Origin of the sequence: Oceanisphaera sp. (genome assembly GCF_048268965.1) — a bacterium.
Taxonomy (GTDB): Bacteria; Pseudomonadota; Gammaproteobacteria; order Enterobacterales; family Aeromonadaceae; genus Oceanimonas.
The window spans coordinates 63,699-78,853 of record NZ_JBLWUK010000015.1; the positions used below are offsets into that span (position 1 = coordinate 63,699).

The following is a 15,155-nucleotide window of genomic DNA, read 5'->3' on the forward strand; positions in this document are numbered from 1 at the left end:
CAGTTACTTACTCAGTTTGGTATTAGCAGAATATGTTTTATGTCAGACCCTAATAGCTGACCGCTTTATTTTATGCCTCGCCTGTGGATTTCGTAGGGGCCGTGGCAAAATGGCTGTAAAGGTTGGATGTTTGTTCGCCATGACGCTGTTGTTGTGATGGCGGGTTTTTATAATAGTTATTTAGAGGTAACTCATGCTGATAGTGGTTTCTCCTGCCAAGACACTCGATTTTGATACGCCACCGGTTATTGCCGACTTCACTCAGCCTGAGTTATTAGCCGAATCGGCGCTGTTGATCGAGCGGGCTCGCCAGCTAAGCCCGGCCGACATTGGCAAGCTGATGAAGATCAGCGACAAGCTCGCCGGGCTGAATGCCGCCCGTTTTGCCGACTGGCAGCCTGATTTTACTCCGGACAACGCCAAGCAGGCGCTTCTGGCGTTTAAAGGCGATGTGTATACCGGGCTGGATGCCGAAAGCCTGAGTCCGGCGGACTTTGCCTTTGCTCAACAACATTTTCGTATGCTGTCGGGCTTGTACGGCCTGCTGCGGCCACTGGATCTGATGCAGCCTTACCGGCTGGAGATGGGCACCAAGCTGGATAACGAGCGCGGTAAAGACCTGTATGCCTTCTGGGGGGACATTATTACCGACAAGCTCAATCAGGCTCTGGAAGAGCAGGGCGATAATGTGCTGATCAACCTGGCATCCAACGAGTACTTCAAGGCGGTTAAACCCAAGCGCCTGGCCGGACAGATTATTACCCCGGTATTCAAGGACTGTAAGAACGGCCAGTACAAAATCATCAGCTTTTACGCCAAGAAGGCACGAGGCATGATGGCGCGTTATATTATTCAGCATCAGCTGACCGAGGTGAGCCAGCTAACCGCCTTTGACACCGCGGGTTACTACTTCGTTGAAGCCGAGTCGACCGCGACCGAGCTGGTGTTCAAGCGCGAAGAGCAGTAATGCCCTCTGGGCAGCGGTACGTTTTAAGCCATACGCAGTAAGCCAAAGGCCAACACTGGATCCGCAGGTCTGGTTTTCTGCCTTAAAGTGGACAGAGCATAGAGGCGACAAAAGGCGGAGCGGCTCTTTAACCGACAGCGTACAGCGTATGACCTACGGCGTTTTAACGTTTTTTCGCAAAAAGTGTGAACCTTTTGCCCTGGGGCTGCTCTTAACTAGTGTGCTTACTGAATTTGAATACTCTCTCTTCTTCCTTTTTAACCGGTCCCGATGGGCCGGTTTTTTTATGGGGCCGGTATCGGCGGCGGCACGTCACTGCGTCTTCGGCCAAAACAGGGCCTTGAGCTAAAAAAGGGCCTTTAGCCAAAAAAAAAGTAAAAAGCCGGAACCTTTTGCTCCGGCTGTGCTCTTAATGAGTATGCTTACTGAATTTGAATACTCTCTCTTCTTCATTTTGACCGGTCCCGATGGGCCGGTTTTTTTATGGGGTACCGGTACTTTTTTATGAGGTACCGCTACCGGCGGTGGCGCATAACGGCGCTTTCAGCCTAAAAAAGTGCCATCAGATCAAAAAATAGCCATTGGCCAAAAAAAAACCGGAACCTTTCGGTCCGGCCGTGCTCTTACCTAGTGTGCTTACTGAATTTTACTACTCTCTTCTTCTTTTTGACCGGTCCTGATGGGCCGGTTTTTTTATCGGCACTTTTTTAGCGGTACTGTGGGGCGGATTATTGCCCCCACAGGCTTTTGGCCTGATCCACTTTGCGCCGTCCCGGGCTTTGCATGCGGCGTTCCTGATCTTCCGGGGGCCAGCGCAGCAGATCGCGTCGGTCCAGAATGCGTCGTCTTTGCTGTTGGCGCCGCTCGGGGCCCGAATAATGTTTTAGCATACTGCCGCCTTGACGGGTGTTAACGAGGCTTTATACCGTTAAGCATAGCCGAGCCAGGCTGGCTTGTGCCGGCAGGCATCTGCAAAATACCGTGAGCATAAAAAGAAAAGGGGGAAGAGTTATTGCTAACTCTTCCCCCTGACGATTCACTGCTCCCCCCTCACAGGGGATGGGTATTATTCGTTATTATCACTGGCTGCGGGTTTGCGACCGGGCTTTTTCGCCTGGCTGGCCTCGGCTTTACCCGTTGCCCACTTCGGCTTGCCCTTGCTCTTGGTGTCTCTTAAACGCACTTTCTCTTTCTTGACCGGCGCCAGCTTTTTCTTGCTCTTGCGTTCGCCGTCTTTTTTCTTGCGTGTCGTTACCCGGGCTTCTTTATGCTGCGGCCTTAGCCCCTCGATAAAGCGACGCTTCAGCGGCTCTTCGGTGTATTTTTCCACTTTCACCAGCAATGGCATGTCGTGGGCTTCAACCAGGCTGATGGCGGTGCCTTTTTGTCCGGCACGACCGGTACGGCCGATACGATGCACATACACATCGGCGGTACGCGGCATATCATAGTTAATGACGTGGCTGACCTGTGGCAAGTCGATACCGCGAGAGGCCACATCGGTCGCCACCAGAATATTGACTCGGCCAATACGGAAACGCCCCAGGGCTTCGTTACGCTTTTCCTGCTCCATTTCACCGCGCAGCCAGGCATTGTGCAGGCCTTCTTGCTGTAGCCGGCTGGCCAGCTCCATCAGGCGCTCGCGGGTTTTCACGAAGATGATGCTGCGAGTGACCTCGGGCTGGCGCAACAAGCTGACCAGCAGCGCAAATTTATGCTCCGGGTTATCAGCCATGTGAACCCACTGATTGATTTTCTTGCGCTCGCTGCGTGGCGGCTCGGCGCTGACCTCGACCGGGTCTTTCAGCAAATCGGCGGCAAACTTCATCAAGCCGTGGCCTTCAAGGGTGGCCGAAAACAGCATGGTCTGGCGGCGCCAGCGGGCCTCGGCGGCAATGCGGTCTACTTCTTTGATAAAGCCCATGTCCAGCATGCGGTCGGCTTCATCCAGCACCAGCATTTCGATGTCGCGACAGTCAAACGACTCTTCCTCAATGTATTGCAGCAGTCGTCCCGGGGTTGCCACCACTATGTCCGTGGTTTTGGTCAGGGCCGGCAGGTGCTGACTTTCGTGCACACCGCCGGTGATCACCTCAACGCGCAGCTTGGTGCCTTTGGCGATGGCAATGGCATCGTTGCCTATTTGCATCGCCAGTTCGCGGGTGGGCGTTAAAATCAGAATACGGGCAGGGCCCGCCTGGCGGCGTGGAAAGTCCAGCAGGTGTTGGCAAATAGGCACTAAAAAAGCCGCCGTTTTGCCGGTGCCGGTAGGGGCAGAGGCCATTATGTCCCTTCCGCTCATGGCTTCGGGGATAACTTGGCTCTGAATGGTGGTCGGTTTTGCATAGCCCATGTCGGTCAATGCGCGGACCAGGATGGGATCCAGTTCCAGTTGCTCGAAGGTCATACTGCTCATGATCGGTCTCGTCAGCCTAAAAGGCAGGTATTATAGGGGAATTCGGATAAAAAAACCTGTCAGGATCAGCATGAGTCGTCGTGGATTTACTTTTAAGCAGTTTCATATCAATCATGACCAATGTGCCATGAAGGTGGGCACAGACGGAATTCTCCTCGGCGCCTGGGCCAACACGGGGGCGGCCCGGCGCATTCTCGACATAGGAACGGGCTCGGGGCTGGTCGCCTTGATGCTGGCCCAGCGCACAAATCCGGAGGTCAGTATCACGGGGCTGGAGCTGGATGAGGCCGCCGCCTTGCAGGCAGCCGACAATGTGCAGGCCTCGCCGTGGCCAGAAAAAGTCGACATAGTGCAGGGGGCCTTGCAGCAGTACCAGGCGACCCCCTTCGATCTGATCGTAAGCAACCCGCCTTACTTTACCCATGGACAAGACTTCGAGAATCCGGCCCGGGGTCAGGCTCGTCATACGGGGAGCCTATCCCTGGCCGAGCTGTTCAGTCACAGCCGGCGATTGCTGAGCCCCGAGGGCAGTCTGATGCTGGTCTTGCCCGGGCAGGCGATGGATGAAGCATTGGCGCAAGCTGCTGAAAATGGTTTTTATGTAGCAGAAAAGCTGGCGGTGATCACCAAAGAAGGAAAAGTGGCGGGTCGTTTTTTATTATGCCTGACTAGAATTAAATGCTGCACTTTGGAAGATGAGCTTGTCATTAACACTAAGCATAATGCTTATAGTGATGCATATGTATCGTTGGTTTCTCCCTTCTATTTGAAGATGTAAATTTTGCCTTGAATCTCTTTTTCACATCATTATGCTACTCACTTGCTCGGCGACCGTCAGAAAATAGCATTTTACTGCATTTAGCTGGTGGCCAGTCGCCCCGTTATTATCGTTTGTTTTCAAACGAAGCTAGCATTATGCCGGCTGCCGCAATGAGGTCTGTAGTGAACAAGTCATTATCCACGTTTGATGTGCTGGGCTTAGGTTTTATGACCTTTGCCTTCTTTTTGGGTGCCGGAAATATCATCTTTCCCCCGCTGGCGGGTTTTTTGGCCGGTGAAAACATCACCAGCGCCATGAGCGGCTTTTTGCTGACCGCCGTTGGTTTACCCCTGGTGACGCTGATTGCGGCCGCCCTGGCCGGCGGCGGTTTGCCGACCATGGGCCGCTACCTGCCCACCGGCGTGGTGACCGTGATGGCGACCGCCATTTTTATTATTATCGGCCCCGCCTTTGCTGCGCCCCGTACCGGTCTGGTGGCCTATGAAATGGGCATAAAGCCCTTTTTGGAAAACCCCACCCAGTTCACCCTGACCTTGTTCACCATAGGTTTCTTTGCCCTGGTTTTACTGCTGTCGTTGAATCAGGGGCAGTTGCTGGACGCCGTCGGCAAGGTACTGACTCCTATTTTGCTGCTGTTGCTGGTAGGACTGGCGGTGGCGGTGTTTGTCAGCCCGCAGGGAACCCAGCCCGCGGTGAACGAGGCCTATATGGCGCAGCCCTTCGTCAAGGGGTTCATAGAAGGCTATAACACCATGGACACCTTTGCCGCCCTGATGTTCGGCATGTTGATCCTGGACCTGCTGCGCCAGAAAGGCGTGACCGACAAGCGTGCCCAGTCCCGCTATTTGATGATAGCGGCGCTGATAGCGGCGCTGGGTCTGGGTTTTGTCTATGTGTCGCTGTTTATTCTGGGCGGCACCAGCCTGGGTGTGGTGGAGTCGGCAACGAATGGCGGCGAAATCATCAGCGCCTATGTGTTGTCGCTGTTTGGCGCCCCCGGTTTGTGGATACTGGCGGCCATCGTCTCGCTGGCCTGCCTGACCACGGCCGTGGGCCTGGTATCGGCCTGTGCCGATTACTTTCATCGCTTAACCGGCAAGGCCAGCTATCGCCTGTGGGTGGTCATTAATGCACTGGCGTGCATGCTGGTGGCCAACGTTGGCCTGAATGCGCTGATCACGCTGTCCATTCCGGTGCTGGTGGCCTTTTATCCGGTGGCCGTCGCCCTGGTGCTGGCCACCTACCTGCGGCCCCTGATGCGCGCCCCTGTCTTTGCTTTTCGCCTGACTCTGACGGTGGCCCTGGTATTTGGTATTCTTGACGGCATGCAGGCGGCCGGCCTGAATATGAGCGCCTTCGCCTTGTTGCCCATGTTTGATATCGGCATGGCATGGGTACTGCCCACCTGTGTAGCAACTGTGATTGGTTTGAGCATGCCCGCCTCCAAAGCGGCGCCCAGCGCCCGGCAGCAAGCTGCGGGTTAACACAACACCGCCCTCACTCCCACGCGCTGCGTGGGAGTGTATACGTTGCGGCTTTGCTGGCTGTTGCTTTCGAAGGTTAGGGTCGAATTTATGCGACCGCTTTCAGAGGGTGCGGAGGGTAAGGCATAAGTAGTGAGGCGTGAGGTGGAAAACACCGAGTCTTCAGGCGTGCTTTTACTCCTTACCCTTTACTCCTTTCCCCTCACTCAACACACTAACTTACAACGCCGAGATTTCTTCCAGCAGTTGCGCTACCCAGCTTTCGATGCGGGTATCCGTGTCGTCGTACTGGTTGGCTTCATCCAGTGACAGGCCGACAAAGTAGTCGCCGTCGGCGGTGAGTGCCTTGGACGCTTCAAACTCGTAACCCTTGTTGGGCCAGTAGCCCACCAGGGTAGCCCCCCGGGCCGCGACCTTGTCGTGCAGCAGGCCCAGAGCATCCTGAAACCACTCGCCATAACCCAGCTGATCGCCCATGCCAAACAGTGCCACTACGTGGCCTTCCAGGTCGAGGCTGTCGATATCATCCCAGTGCGATTCCCAGTCTTCTTGCAGTTCGCCAAAATCCCAGGTGGAAATGCCGAAAATCAGAATCGGGTAGTCTTGGGCGCGCGAGAGCGGCACATCCTTGATATTATGCAAATCGACCAGTTCGGCGCCGAGCTGGTGACCAATCTTTTCGGCGGCGATCTCGGTATAACAGGTCGTTGAGCCGTAAAATAAACCGATATTCATGGAATTCCGTTATCGTTTCAGACAATGGAACTATCATAACAGAAGCTTTTCTGTGAGCAGAGCCTGGAGTAGTGATGGGTTATCCGTTAATCGAACAGTTTGTTGATGCCCTCTGGCTGGAAAAGGGGCTGTCGGATAATACGCTGGCATCCTATCGCAGCGATCTGTCGCATTTTGCCGTCTGGCTGGACAAGACCGGCAACAGTTTGCTGGCGGTAGATGGTCTGACGTTGCAACAGTACCTGGCGCATCGGCTCGATCTGGGTTTTAAAGCCAGCAGTACGGCGCGCATGCTCAGCGTGCTGCGACGGTTTTTTCAGTACCTGCATCGCGAGCAATTGCGAGACGACGATCCCAGCATACTGATTGCCGGCCCCAAGCTGGCCAAGCGCTTGCCCAAAGACCTGAGCGAGCAGCAGGTTTTAAACCTGCTGCAGGCCCCCCAAGTGGAAGACCCGCTGGAGCTGCGCGACAAGGCCATGCTGGAGTTACTCTATGCCACCGGTTTGCGGGTGACCGAGCTGGTCAGCCTGTCGATGGAAAGCATCAGCGTGCGCCAGGGCCTGGTGCGGGTGACGGGCAAGGGCAACAAGGAGCGGCTGGTGCCCATGGGCGAAGAAGCACTGCACTGGCTGGAGCGGTACTTGAAAGAGGCCCGGGCCAGTTTGCTGGGCGAGCAGCCCTCGGACGTGGTGTTTCCGTCGCGCCGGGCACGGCAGATGACCCGGCAAACCTTCTGGCATCGCATCAAGCTGTACGCCCAGCGTGCCGGCATCAGCGGGGAGTTGTCGCCCCACACCCTGCGCCATGCCTTTGCCACCCACCTGCTTAATCACGGTGCCGACCTGCGGGTGGTACAAATGCTGCTCGGCCATTCCGACCTGTCCACCACCCAGATTTATACCCATGTGGCGACTCACCGCCTTAACGCCCTGCACGAAGAGCACCATCCGCGGGGGTAAGGATGCAAGAGGGTGAAGAGTGAAGGGGAGTGGGTGCAGAGGTAGATAGCACAAGGCATCCTCTTTACGCCTCACCCTTCACCCCTCACCGACTTCAAGCGCCGTTGCAAATTCTGCGCACGGCGGTTAGTGTTGCCTTCCTGTTTAAATAACCAGTATCTGCATGCCAGCCACCAAGATGACACCTTCTCGATTAGCCATTCGGCGCCGTGTGAGCGCCCCCCATCAACTGCCTGCCGACTTGTCGCCCATTCTGCAGCGGCTGTATGCCAGTCGCGGTGTGGTGCGCGCCGAGCAGCTTGATCTGACCGCCAATACCCTGCTCAAGCCGACCTTCAAGGGCATGGGCGAGGCGGTGCAGATACTCGAGCACGCCCTGGCGGCGCAGCGCAAGATCGTGATAGTGGGGGATTTTGACTGTGACGGCGCCACCAGCTCGGCGCTGATGGTGCATGGCTTGCGGGCCATGGGGGCCAGACAGGTGGATTACCTGGTGCCCAATCGTTTCGACTACGGTTACGGGTTAAGCCCGCAAGTAGTCGACGAAGTCGCGAAAATGAACGGTGAACTACTGATTACCGTGGATAACGGTATTTCCAGTGTGGCCGGCGTGGCAGCCGCCAATGCACTGGGCATGCAGGTGATTATTACCGATCACCACCTGCCCGGGGAGCAGATCCCCGATGCCGCCGCCATAGTGAACCCCAATCAGCACGGCTGTGATTTTCCGTCCAAGAACCTGGCGGGGGTGGGGGTGGCCTTTTATCTGTTGCTGGCGCTGCGTGCGGCACTCAGCAAGCAGGGCTGGTTTGCCAGTCAGGGCATAACGGCCCCCAACATGGGCGAATATCTGGATTTGGTGGCGCTGGGCACGGTGGCCGACGTGGTGGCACTGGATGCCAACAACCGGGTATTGGTGCATCAGGGTCTACAACGCATGCGCGCCGGGCGGCTGCGCCCCGGTATTCAGGCGCTGATCGATATTTCGGCCCGCAATCAGTCGCGGCTGGTGGCCAGCGATCTGGGCTTTGCTCTGGGCCCACGGCTGAATGCGGTGGGGCGGCTGGACGATATGTCGATGGGCGTGGCCTGCTTGCTGAGTGAAAACCTGGACGAAGCCCGCAAGCTGGCCGCCATGATGGATGATCTCAACCGCGAGCGTAAGGCCATAGAGGCCAGCATGCAGCATGAGGCGCTGGCCAGCCTGACCAAGGTGCGGATCAGCGAGGGCGAGCTGCCCAGTGGTTTGGTATTGCATCAGGATGATTGGCATCAGGGCGTGGTCGGCCTGGTGGCCTCGCGCATCAAGGAGCGTTATTACCGACCCGTGATTGCCTTTGCCGAAGCCGGCGACGACGAGCTGAAAGGCTCGGGGCGTTCCATACCCGGCGTGCATTTGCGCGACTTGCTGGAAGCGGTCGACCGCCAGCATCCGGGGCTGATTGACAAGTTTGGCGGCCATGCCATGGCGGCGGGGTTATCGTTGCAGAAGGCGGCTCTGGCGCCCTTCAAGGCGGCGTTTGAACAAACCGTGGCCGAGTGGGTCAGCCCGGAATTACTGGCCGGCGAAGTCTTGAGTGACGGCGAGCTGAGTGCCGCCGAGCTTACGCTGCCCCTGGCCGAGCAGCTGCGCTTTGCCGGGCCCTGGGGGCAGGCCTTTCCCGAGCCGCTGTTTGATGGTGACTTTAGAATCATCAAACAACGGCTGGTCGGCGAAAAACACCTGAAACTGGTGCTGAGCCCGGACGAAGGTCGCACCCTGATCGATGCCATCGCCTTTAACGTCGATCTTGCGGTGTGGCCCAATGCCGCCATTAACCAGGTGCAACTGGTGTACAAGCTGGATGTCAACGAATGGCAGGGCAAGCAATCGCTGCAATTGCTGGTAGAAAAAATCGCCCCGCTGAGCTGAAGGGCGGTGAGGCGTAAGGGTGAGAAGTGAGGAGTGAGGGAGAAGATACCGAGCAGTCAGTATGGCTCTTCGTGCTCCGCCATCCTGGCGCCCGTTTCCCCCGCAGTGCGCCAGCCGGCTTGCACCCGTCGTCATACCAGGGTGTTTTCATCGCGCGCCGTTAATCGGATTATGGCTTAAGGTTAAAGTGGCTCAATTATCGAAATGTAGCCGCTTACTGCTGCGTTTGTGCTCGGCTTTCGGTAGAATCGGGCTCCTGATGTTGGCGCAGCGCCACATACACTCAGCACAAAAGAGAGTCATTAGACCCATGTTAGAAGTAAACCCTGTGAATAATAAACTTAAGGAGTTGTCTGAACGGGCACAGCTTCTTAGGGGGTACCTTTGACTATGATGCCAAGAAAGAGCGTCTGGAAGAGGTAAACGCCGAGCTGGAACAGCCGGATGTATGGAATCAGCCCGAGCGCGCCCAAGCACTGGGTAAAGAAAGATCCACGCTGGAAGGCGTGGTTGGCACCCTGGACGAGCTGGATCAGGGCATAGTCGACATTGCCGAGCTGGTTGAGCTGGCAGTGGATGAAGACGACGAAGAGACCTTCGAAGAAGCCAAGGCCGATCTGGAACTGCTGGACAAGAAGCTGGCGGATCTGGAATTCAGACGCATGTTCTCCGGCGAGAATGACGAATCTGACTGCTATCTCGATCTGCAGTCGGGCTCTGGCGGCACCGAAGCACAAGACTGGTGCAGCATGGTGCTGCGTATGTATTTGCGCTGGGGCGAAGCGAGCGGCTTTAAAACCGAAATTATCGAATTGTCCGATGGCGATGTGGCCGGTGTTAAATCGGCGACCGTCAAGTTCAGCGGTGAATATGCCTTTGGCTGGCTGCGTACCGAATCGGGCGTACACCGGTTGGTGCGTAAGTCACCGTTCGACTCCGGCGGCCGTCGTCATACGTCATTCTGCTCCGCCTTCGTGTATCCGGAAATCGACGACAATATCGAGATTGATATCAACCCGTCCGATCTGCGCGTAGACACCTACCGTGCCTCGGGTGCCGGTGGTCAGCACGTTAACCGGACCGACTCGGCGGTGCGAATTACCCACGAGCCAACCGGTATTGTGGTGCAGTGTCAAAACGACCGCTCCCAGCATAAAAACCGCGATCAGGCGATGAAGCAGCTGAAGGCCAAGCTGTATGAGTTTGAGCTGCAAAAGCAGAATGCAGAAAAGCAGATGATGGAAGACAGCAAGTCCGACATTGGCTGGGGCAGCCAGATCCGCTCGTATGTGTTAGACGACTCGCGCATTAAAGATTTGCGCACCGGGGTAGAAACAAGTAACACCCAAGCGGTACTAGACGGTGATCTGGACAAGTTTATTGTGGCCAGCCTCAAGTCCGGACTTTAAATCAGTTTTATACAAGGCTTTATCATGACAGAGCAGTTACCAGACGAAAACAAGCTGATCGCCGAGCGCCGTGCCAAGCTTGATCACATTCGTAAGAATTGTCCGGCCAATGGCCACCCCAACGATTTTCAGCGCGAACATCTGGCCGCCGATCTACAAGCCGAATTTGGCGGGCAAGACAAAGAAGCCCTTGCCGAGCTGGGCAAGGTGGTGTCGGTAGCCGGCCGTATTATGGCCAAGCGGGGCCCGTTTTTGGCGTTGCAGGACATGAGTGGCCGCATTCAGGCCTATGCCACCAAAGACGCACAAAAGATCATTAAAGAGCAGTATACCGGCCTGGATATCGGCGACATCGTCGGCGTGACCGGCGTGCTGCACAAATCGGGCAAGGGCGACCTGTATGTGAGCATGGATCAATTCCAGCTGCTGACCAAGGCACTGCGTCCGCTGCCAGAAAAATTCCACGGTTTGTCGGATCAGGAAACCCGCTATCGTCAGCGCTATCTTGACCTGATCACCAACGAAGACTCGCGCCGTACCTTTCAGGTGCGCTCTCAGGTGATGGCGGCTATTCGCCAGTTCATGAACGGCCACGGCTTCATGGAAGTAGAAACGCCCATGATGCAGGTGATCCCGGGTGGTGCCTCGGCCCGTCCGTTTATCACCCATCATAATGCGCTGGATATGGACATGTATCTGCGTATTGCGCCCGAGCTGTACCTGAAGCGTTTGGTGGTCGGTGGTTTCGAGAAGGTGTTCGAAATCAACCGTAACTTCCGTAACGAAGGCCTGTCGCCGCGTCATAACCCGGAATTCACCATGATGGAATTCTACTGGGCTTATGCCAACTATCAGGATCTGATGGACTTCACCGAAGAGATGCTGCGCACCGTGACCACCCAGGTGCTGGGCAGCTCGACCGTACAATACGGTGAAGAGACCTTCGAATTTGGTCAGCCCTTTGCGCGCCTGAGCATGAAAGACTCGATTCTGGAATACAACCCGGAAGTGACGCTGGACCAGCTGGCCACCTACGAGGGTGCCTGTGAAGTGGCGAAAGACCTGAAGATCAAGGTCGAGAAAAGCTGGGGCCTGGGCCGCGTGATCACCGAGATCTTCGAAGAAACCGTTGAGCATCGTTTGATCCAGCCGACCTTCATTACCGAGTATCCGGCGGAAGTTTCTCCGCTGGCGCGCCGTAATGACAAGGATCCGAGCATTACCGAGCGCTTCGAGTTCTTCATTGGCGGCCGCGAAATTGCCAATGGTTTTGCCGAGTTGAATGACGCGGAAGATCAGGCGCAGCGCTTTAAAGATCAGGTTGATCAAAAAGAAGCCGGCGACGATGAAGCCATGTTCTACGACGAAGACTACGTAGCGGCGCTGGAGCACGGCCTGCCACCCACAGCAGGCCAGGGCATCGGCATCGACCGTCTGGTGATGTTGCTGACCGACTCGCACACCATTCGTGACGTGATCCTGTTCCCGACTTTGCGCCCAACCGCGAAGTAAGTTTTAGAACGGATTAGCCGTAAAAAACAAGGCGTGAGGGGTAAAACCCTTCACGCCTTTTTTGATCCCGCCTTTTACCGTCATCCTGACGAATGTCAGGAGCTTTGTTTGTTGTTGCTCCGCTCAGTAGCGTGACCGTGAAACCGTGATTGCCTGACATGGCTCCCAGAGGCGGGGCAGGAACTATCATTAAAGTGTTAACACAGGTCAGAAATCATCGCACAGCAAGGGGTAACCAGCATGATGAATATTTCGCAATTAACCGAGCTGTTAGGGTGGGCATCCGTCATCAATATTGGCTATCTCTTGCTGGCTACCCTCATCATTGTTTTTATGAGGGGAACCCTCTCTGCTCTTCATGGCAAGCTATTTGATATGGACGAACAGACATTAAGCGGCAAGTATTTTGATTTTTTGAGTCATTACAAAATAGTGACCCTGGTGTTTATGGTGGCGCCCTATCTGGCTTTGAAAATCATGGGCCATTAACACTGAGCCTAACCCGCAAGTGGCTCTCTTTGTGCTTCGAGTCGCACTGGCTTGACCTTGGCCTTCCTCAAGGGCAAGGTTCAGTACAGTAGGTGGTAAATGGACACAGCCCAGCAAGGAGAGTGACATGCATATCGGTATCCTGACCTTGACCTTTTCCCTGCCGGGCTGCGGCTCTCTGAAAGAAAAACGCCAACGCATGGGCGGCATGCACGAACGCTTCGGCCGTAGCCCCTCGGTGGCCGTCTGCGAGAGTGGTGAACACGACCGGCACGACGCCAGCGAGTGGTCATTCGTGGTGGTGGCCGCCTCGAAACGTGAGCTCGAATCCCAGTGCAGCCAGATTGAAGACAAGATACAGCGCACCGTAGAAGGGCGCCTGATAAACGTTACGCGAGAATACCTCTAATAAAATATAACAAGTAGAGCTGGCGTTCAGTTTTCTTTCAATAAATAACACAAACCTACCGGAACGGTAGGTTTGTGTTGAGCTATATTAAAGAACTATATTTTCTTGTTCGCCTTTTTCCCATTTAACAATGTTTGCAAATGTAATTTCGGCTCTTCTTACCATAGCTTCTTCAGTTGCAAATCCGATATGCGGAAGGAGAACTGTATTCGGAGCATCCAGGATCGGGTAATCTGCGGGAACCGGTGGTTCCATATCTACTCTATCTAACCCAGCGCCGGCGATTGTTCCATTGCGCAGCGCTTCTGCCAGTGCATCATTATCAATAATCGGGCCAACTGCTGTATTGATTAAGAATGAGCTGGTTTTCATCAATGCCAGCTTATCTTTATCAATCAAGTGTTTAGTTTCATCCGTTAGTGGCGTATGAATGGTAACAATATCACTCGCCTTTAAAACTTCATCTAACGACTTGTATTCTACACCTTTACTTATCAATGCTGGCTTTTCACTTCTGTTATAGGCAATGACCTTACAGCCGAAAGCTAAACCTAATTCAGCTACAGCACCACCTATGTCTCCAGTGCCTAATACACCCAAGGTTTTACCTTTTAAATCAATCTGCCGGTAGCCATCCTTTGTACCTCCGTTTCTGACGACTTCCTCTAAAGGTACAATATTACGCAACAGTGAAATGATTAGCCCGAAAGTAATTTCAGCTACGGAGTTCGTGCTGTAACCCGCAGCATTTGAAACTTTAATCCCTTTCTCTTTACACATCTCTAAATCGATGTGGTTATAACCAGTGAAGGCTACTGAAATATATTTTAATTTTTCTGCAGTAGCGATCACTTCACCACTCAGTGGTGTGTTGGCAATCACTATAACATCTGCGTCTTTGATCCTCGATTTAAGAGTCTCATCATCTAATTTACCATCGTCATATACAACTAACTCATGGTTGTTGTCAGCTAAAGGTTTTGATATTGCATTTAACTCTTCTTTGCTAATACCTAGAGACTCTAAAATTACAATTTTCATTTTTTATCTTCCCTCTTATTATTATGGTTACACCTAATAATGCTGTTATCCAAGCATAACCAACATTCTGTACCTGATTTTATTACTTGTTTTTATTAACACGATTCGGCGCTTTATCTGAGGCGGTATTCTCTATGGTTTACAAGGAGGCTATCCATTAATCTGGGCTCCTCCCAAGGTAGTCATCCAGCTTGCTTAAAAATGCTGGTTCTAAGTATTGTATGTGTACCCTAAACAGTGCGGACCCAATAGGCTACCTCAACTACAGCCATGATACATCTTTAGGCCACAGAGCTTAAATTTTGGCAAAAAGCCAAAACGGAACCTCCGTGTTGGCTAAAATTAAGCGAGTCACCCATGTTACAGAACTCATTCTCTAAACTCAATGTAACCAGCAGGTTTTTCTAGTAATATCAGTGGTTTATGGTTGGTAAAATAATGATCAATGGTAATTAGATTAGTGTGTGGTTGATTTTTAGCCAGGTGTCTGCATTTAAAGGTTCTGGTTTGGATTTTTTAGAAGGCACGGATGCCATGGCCAGGTTATAGCCAAATTAGATACGCCACCTAATTATTGGTTCAGCTGCCAGTCCCGTCCCGGCGGGATTTATTGCTGGCACCCTGAACGTCAGGATCTGCTTTTAGCCTGGTGTTTGATGGTAGTAAATGTAGCCGCCGCTTTAGCTGGCGGGCCTGCGAAGCAGGATGATCTCTGTGATTACCCGGTAAAAGCCGGACAAAGGGCCTGCTCCGACTCTCTAAAGGTTAAAACGATTCGTCACGGCGAGACAAGCTCACCCCCGCGGCGCTCAGCACATGACATCCGACCGCCATGGACGGCGAGAGTGCCAATATTGCAGGAGCCTTTGTTGGCCCTGTCATGTGATGGTCGGCTGAGGTTATCCCAGCCATCTCTTCTTGTAATCCCGAGTTGTCTGCCAGTAACGGCTACAGATAATCCGTAAGCGTCACTGCATCCGCACCTGTTTAGCCCACTTTTAATACCGTAGATTACCCGTTTTAATGAACGAGGTGATC

The 15,155-nt window shown here is 54.0% G+C and carries 13 protein-coding genes; 9 read left to right on the top strand and 4 right to left on the bottom strand.

From position 1 onward, the window contains the following. Positions 1 to 193 precede the first annotated feature (193 nt). Complete coding sequence (gene yaaA, locus ACN0VL_RS08805; RefSeq protein WP_417616504.1) at positions 194 to 967, top strand: peroxide stress protein YaaA; 774 nt, start codon at positions 194 to 196, stop codon at positions 965 to 967. A 728-nt stretch (positions 968 to 1,695) separates the two neighbouring features. On the opposite strand, the gene ACN0VL_RS08810 is transcribed toward yaaA, so the two are convergent. Together ACN0VL_RS08810 and srmB are read right to left on the bottom strand one after the other, a co-directional pair. Further along, the gene (locus ACN0VL_RS08810) at positions 1,696 to 1,857 is read right to left on the bottom strand and encodes a hypothetical protein (RefSeq protein ID WP_417616506.1); all 162 of its coding nucleotides are present in this window, start codon (positions 1,855 to 1,857) and stop codon (positions 1,696 to 1,698) included. Positions 1,858 to 2,033: 176 nt separating this feature from the next. Then, positions 2,034 to 3,383, bottom strand: coding sequence for an ATP-dependent RNA helicase SrmB (gene srmB, locus ACN0VL_RS08815; protein WP_417616508.1), 1,350 nt, complete (start codon positions 3,381 to 3,383; stop codon positions 2,034 to 2,036). 70 nt (positions 3,384 to 3,453) lie between these two features. Here srmB and ACN0VL_RS08820 point away from each other — a divergent pair, with 70 nt between their 5' ends. Together ACN0VL_RS08820 and brnQ are read left to right on the top strand one after the other, a co-directional pair. Beyond that, positions 3,454 to 4,161, top strand: coding sequence for a tRNA1(Val) (adenine(37)-N6)-methyltransferase (locus tag ACN0VL_RS08820; RefSeq protein ID WP_417616510.1), 708 nt, complete (start codon positions 3,454 to 3,456; stop codon positions 4,159 to 4,161). A 164-nt stretch (positions 4,162 to 4,325) separates the two neighbouring features. Continuing rightward, on the top strand, positions 4,326 to 5,648 hold the full coding sequence (gene brnQ / locus ACN0VL_RS08825; protein WP_417616512.1) for a branched-chain amino acid transport system II carrier protein: 1,323 nt from the start codon (positions 4,326 to 4,328) through the stop codon (positions 5,646 to 5,648). Between the two features lie 219 nt (positions 5,649 to 5,867). Here brnQ and fldB read toward each other — a convergent pair whose 3' ends face one another. Further along, positions 5,868 to 6,383, bottom strand: a complete 516-nt coding sequence (gene fldB, locus ACN0VL_RS08830; protein ID WP_417616514.1) for a flavodoxin FldB — start codon at positions 6,381 to 6,383, stop codon at positions 5,868 to 5,870. Positions 6,384 to 6,457: 74 nt separating this feature from the next. Between fldB and xerD the strand changes: the two genes are divergently transcribed. The 6 genes from xerD (at position 6,458) to ACN0VL_RS08860 (ending at position 13,076) form a co-directional block, all read left to right on the top strand. Then, on the top strand, positions 6,458 to 7,345 hold the full coding sequence (gene xerD / locus ACN0VL_RS08835) for a site-specific tyrosine recombinase XerD (RefSeq protein ID WP_417616516.1): 888 nt from the start codon (positions 6,458 to 6,460) through the stop codon (positions 7,343 to 7,345). 163 nt (positions 7,346 to 7,508) lie between these two features. Then, a complete protein-coding gene (gene recJ / locus ACN0VL_RS08840; protein ID WP_417616518.1) occupies positions 7,509 to 9,257 on the top strand; it encodes a single-stranded-DNA-specific exonuclease RecJ in 1,749 nt (582 codons plus the stop codon). A gap of 310 nt (positions 9,258 to 9,567) precedes the next feature. Further along, a protein-coding gene (gene prfB / locus ACN0VL_RS08845; RefSeq protein ID WP_417616519.1) for a peptide chain release factor 2 occupies positions 9,568 to 10,666 on the top strand; the annotation gives its coding sequence in 2 pieces (ribosomal slippage) (positions 9,568 to 9,642 and positions 9,644 to 10,666; 1,098 coding nt in all). A 24-nt stretch (positions 10,667 to 10,690) separates the two neighbouring features. Further along, positions 10,691 to 12,178 carry a lysine--tRNA ligase gene (lysS, locus tag ACN0VL_RS08850; RefSeq protein WP_417616521.1) on the top strand — a complete coding sequence of 496 codons (1,488 nt, stop codon included), beginning with the start codon at positions 10,691 to 10,693 and terminating at the stop codon, positions 12,176 to 12,178. A gap of 240 nt (positions 12,179 to 12,418) precedes the next feature. Beyond that, positions 12,419 to 12,667 (top strand): DUF6868 family protein, encoded by a 249-nt coding sequence (locus tag ACN0VL_RS08855; RefSeq protein WP_417616523.1) that lies wholly within the window; start codon positions 12,419 to 12,421, stop codon positions 12,665 to 12,667. A gap of 127 nt (positions 12,668 to 12,794) precedes the next feature. Next, the gene (locus tag ACN0VL_RS08860) at positions 12,795 to 13,076 is read left to right on the top strand and encodes a DUF503 domain-containing protein (RefSeq protein ID WP_417616525.1); all 282 of its coding nucleotides are present in this window, start codon (positions 12,795 to 12,797) and stop codon (positions 13,074 to 13,076) included. A gap of 87 nt (positions 13,077 to 13,163) precedes the next feature. Here ACN0VL_RS08860 and ACN0VL_RS08865 read toward each other — a convergent pair whose 3' ends face one another. Beyond that, entirely contained in the window at positions 13,164 to 14,117 is a 954-nt protein-coding gene (locus tag ACN0VL_RS08865; protein WP_417616527.1) for an NAD(P)-dependent oxidoreductase, read from the bottom strand. Between the last annotated feature and the right edge of the window lie 1,038 nt (positions 14,118 to 15,155).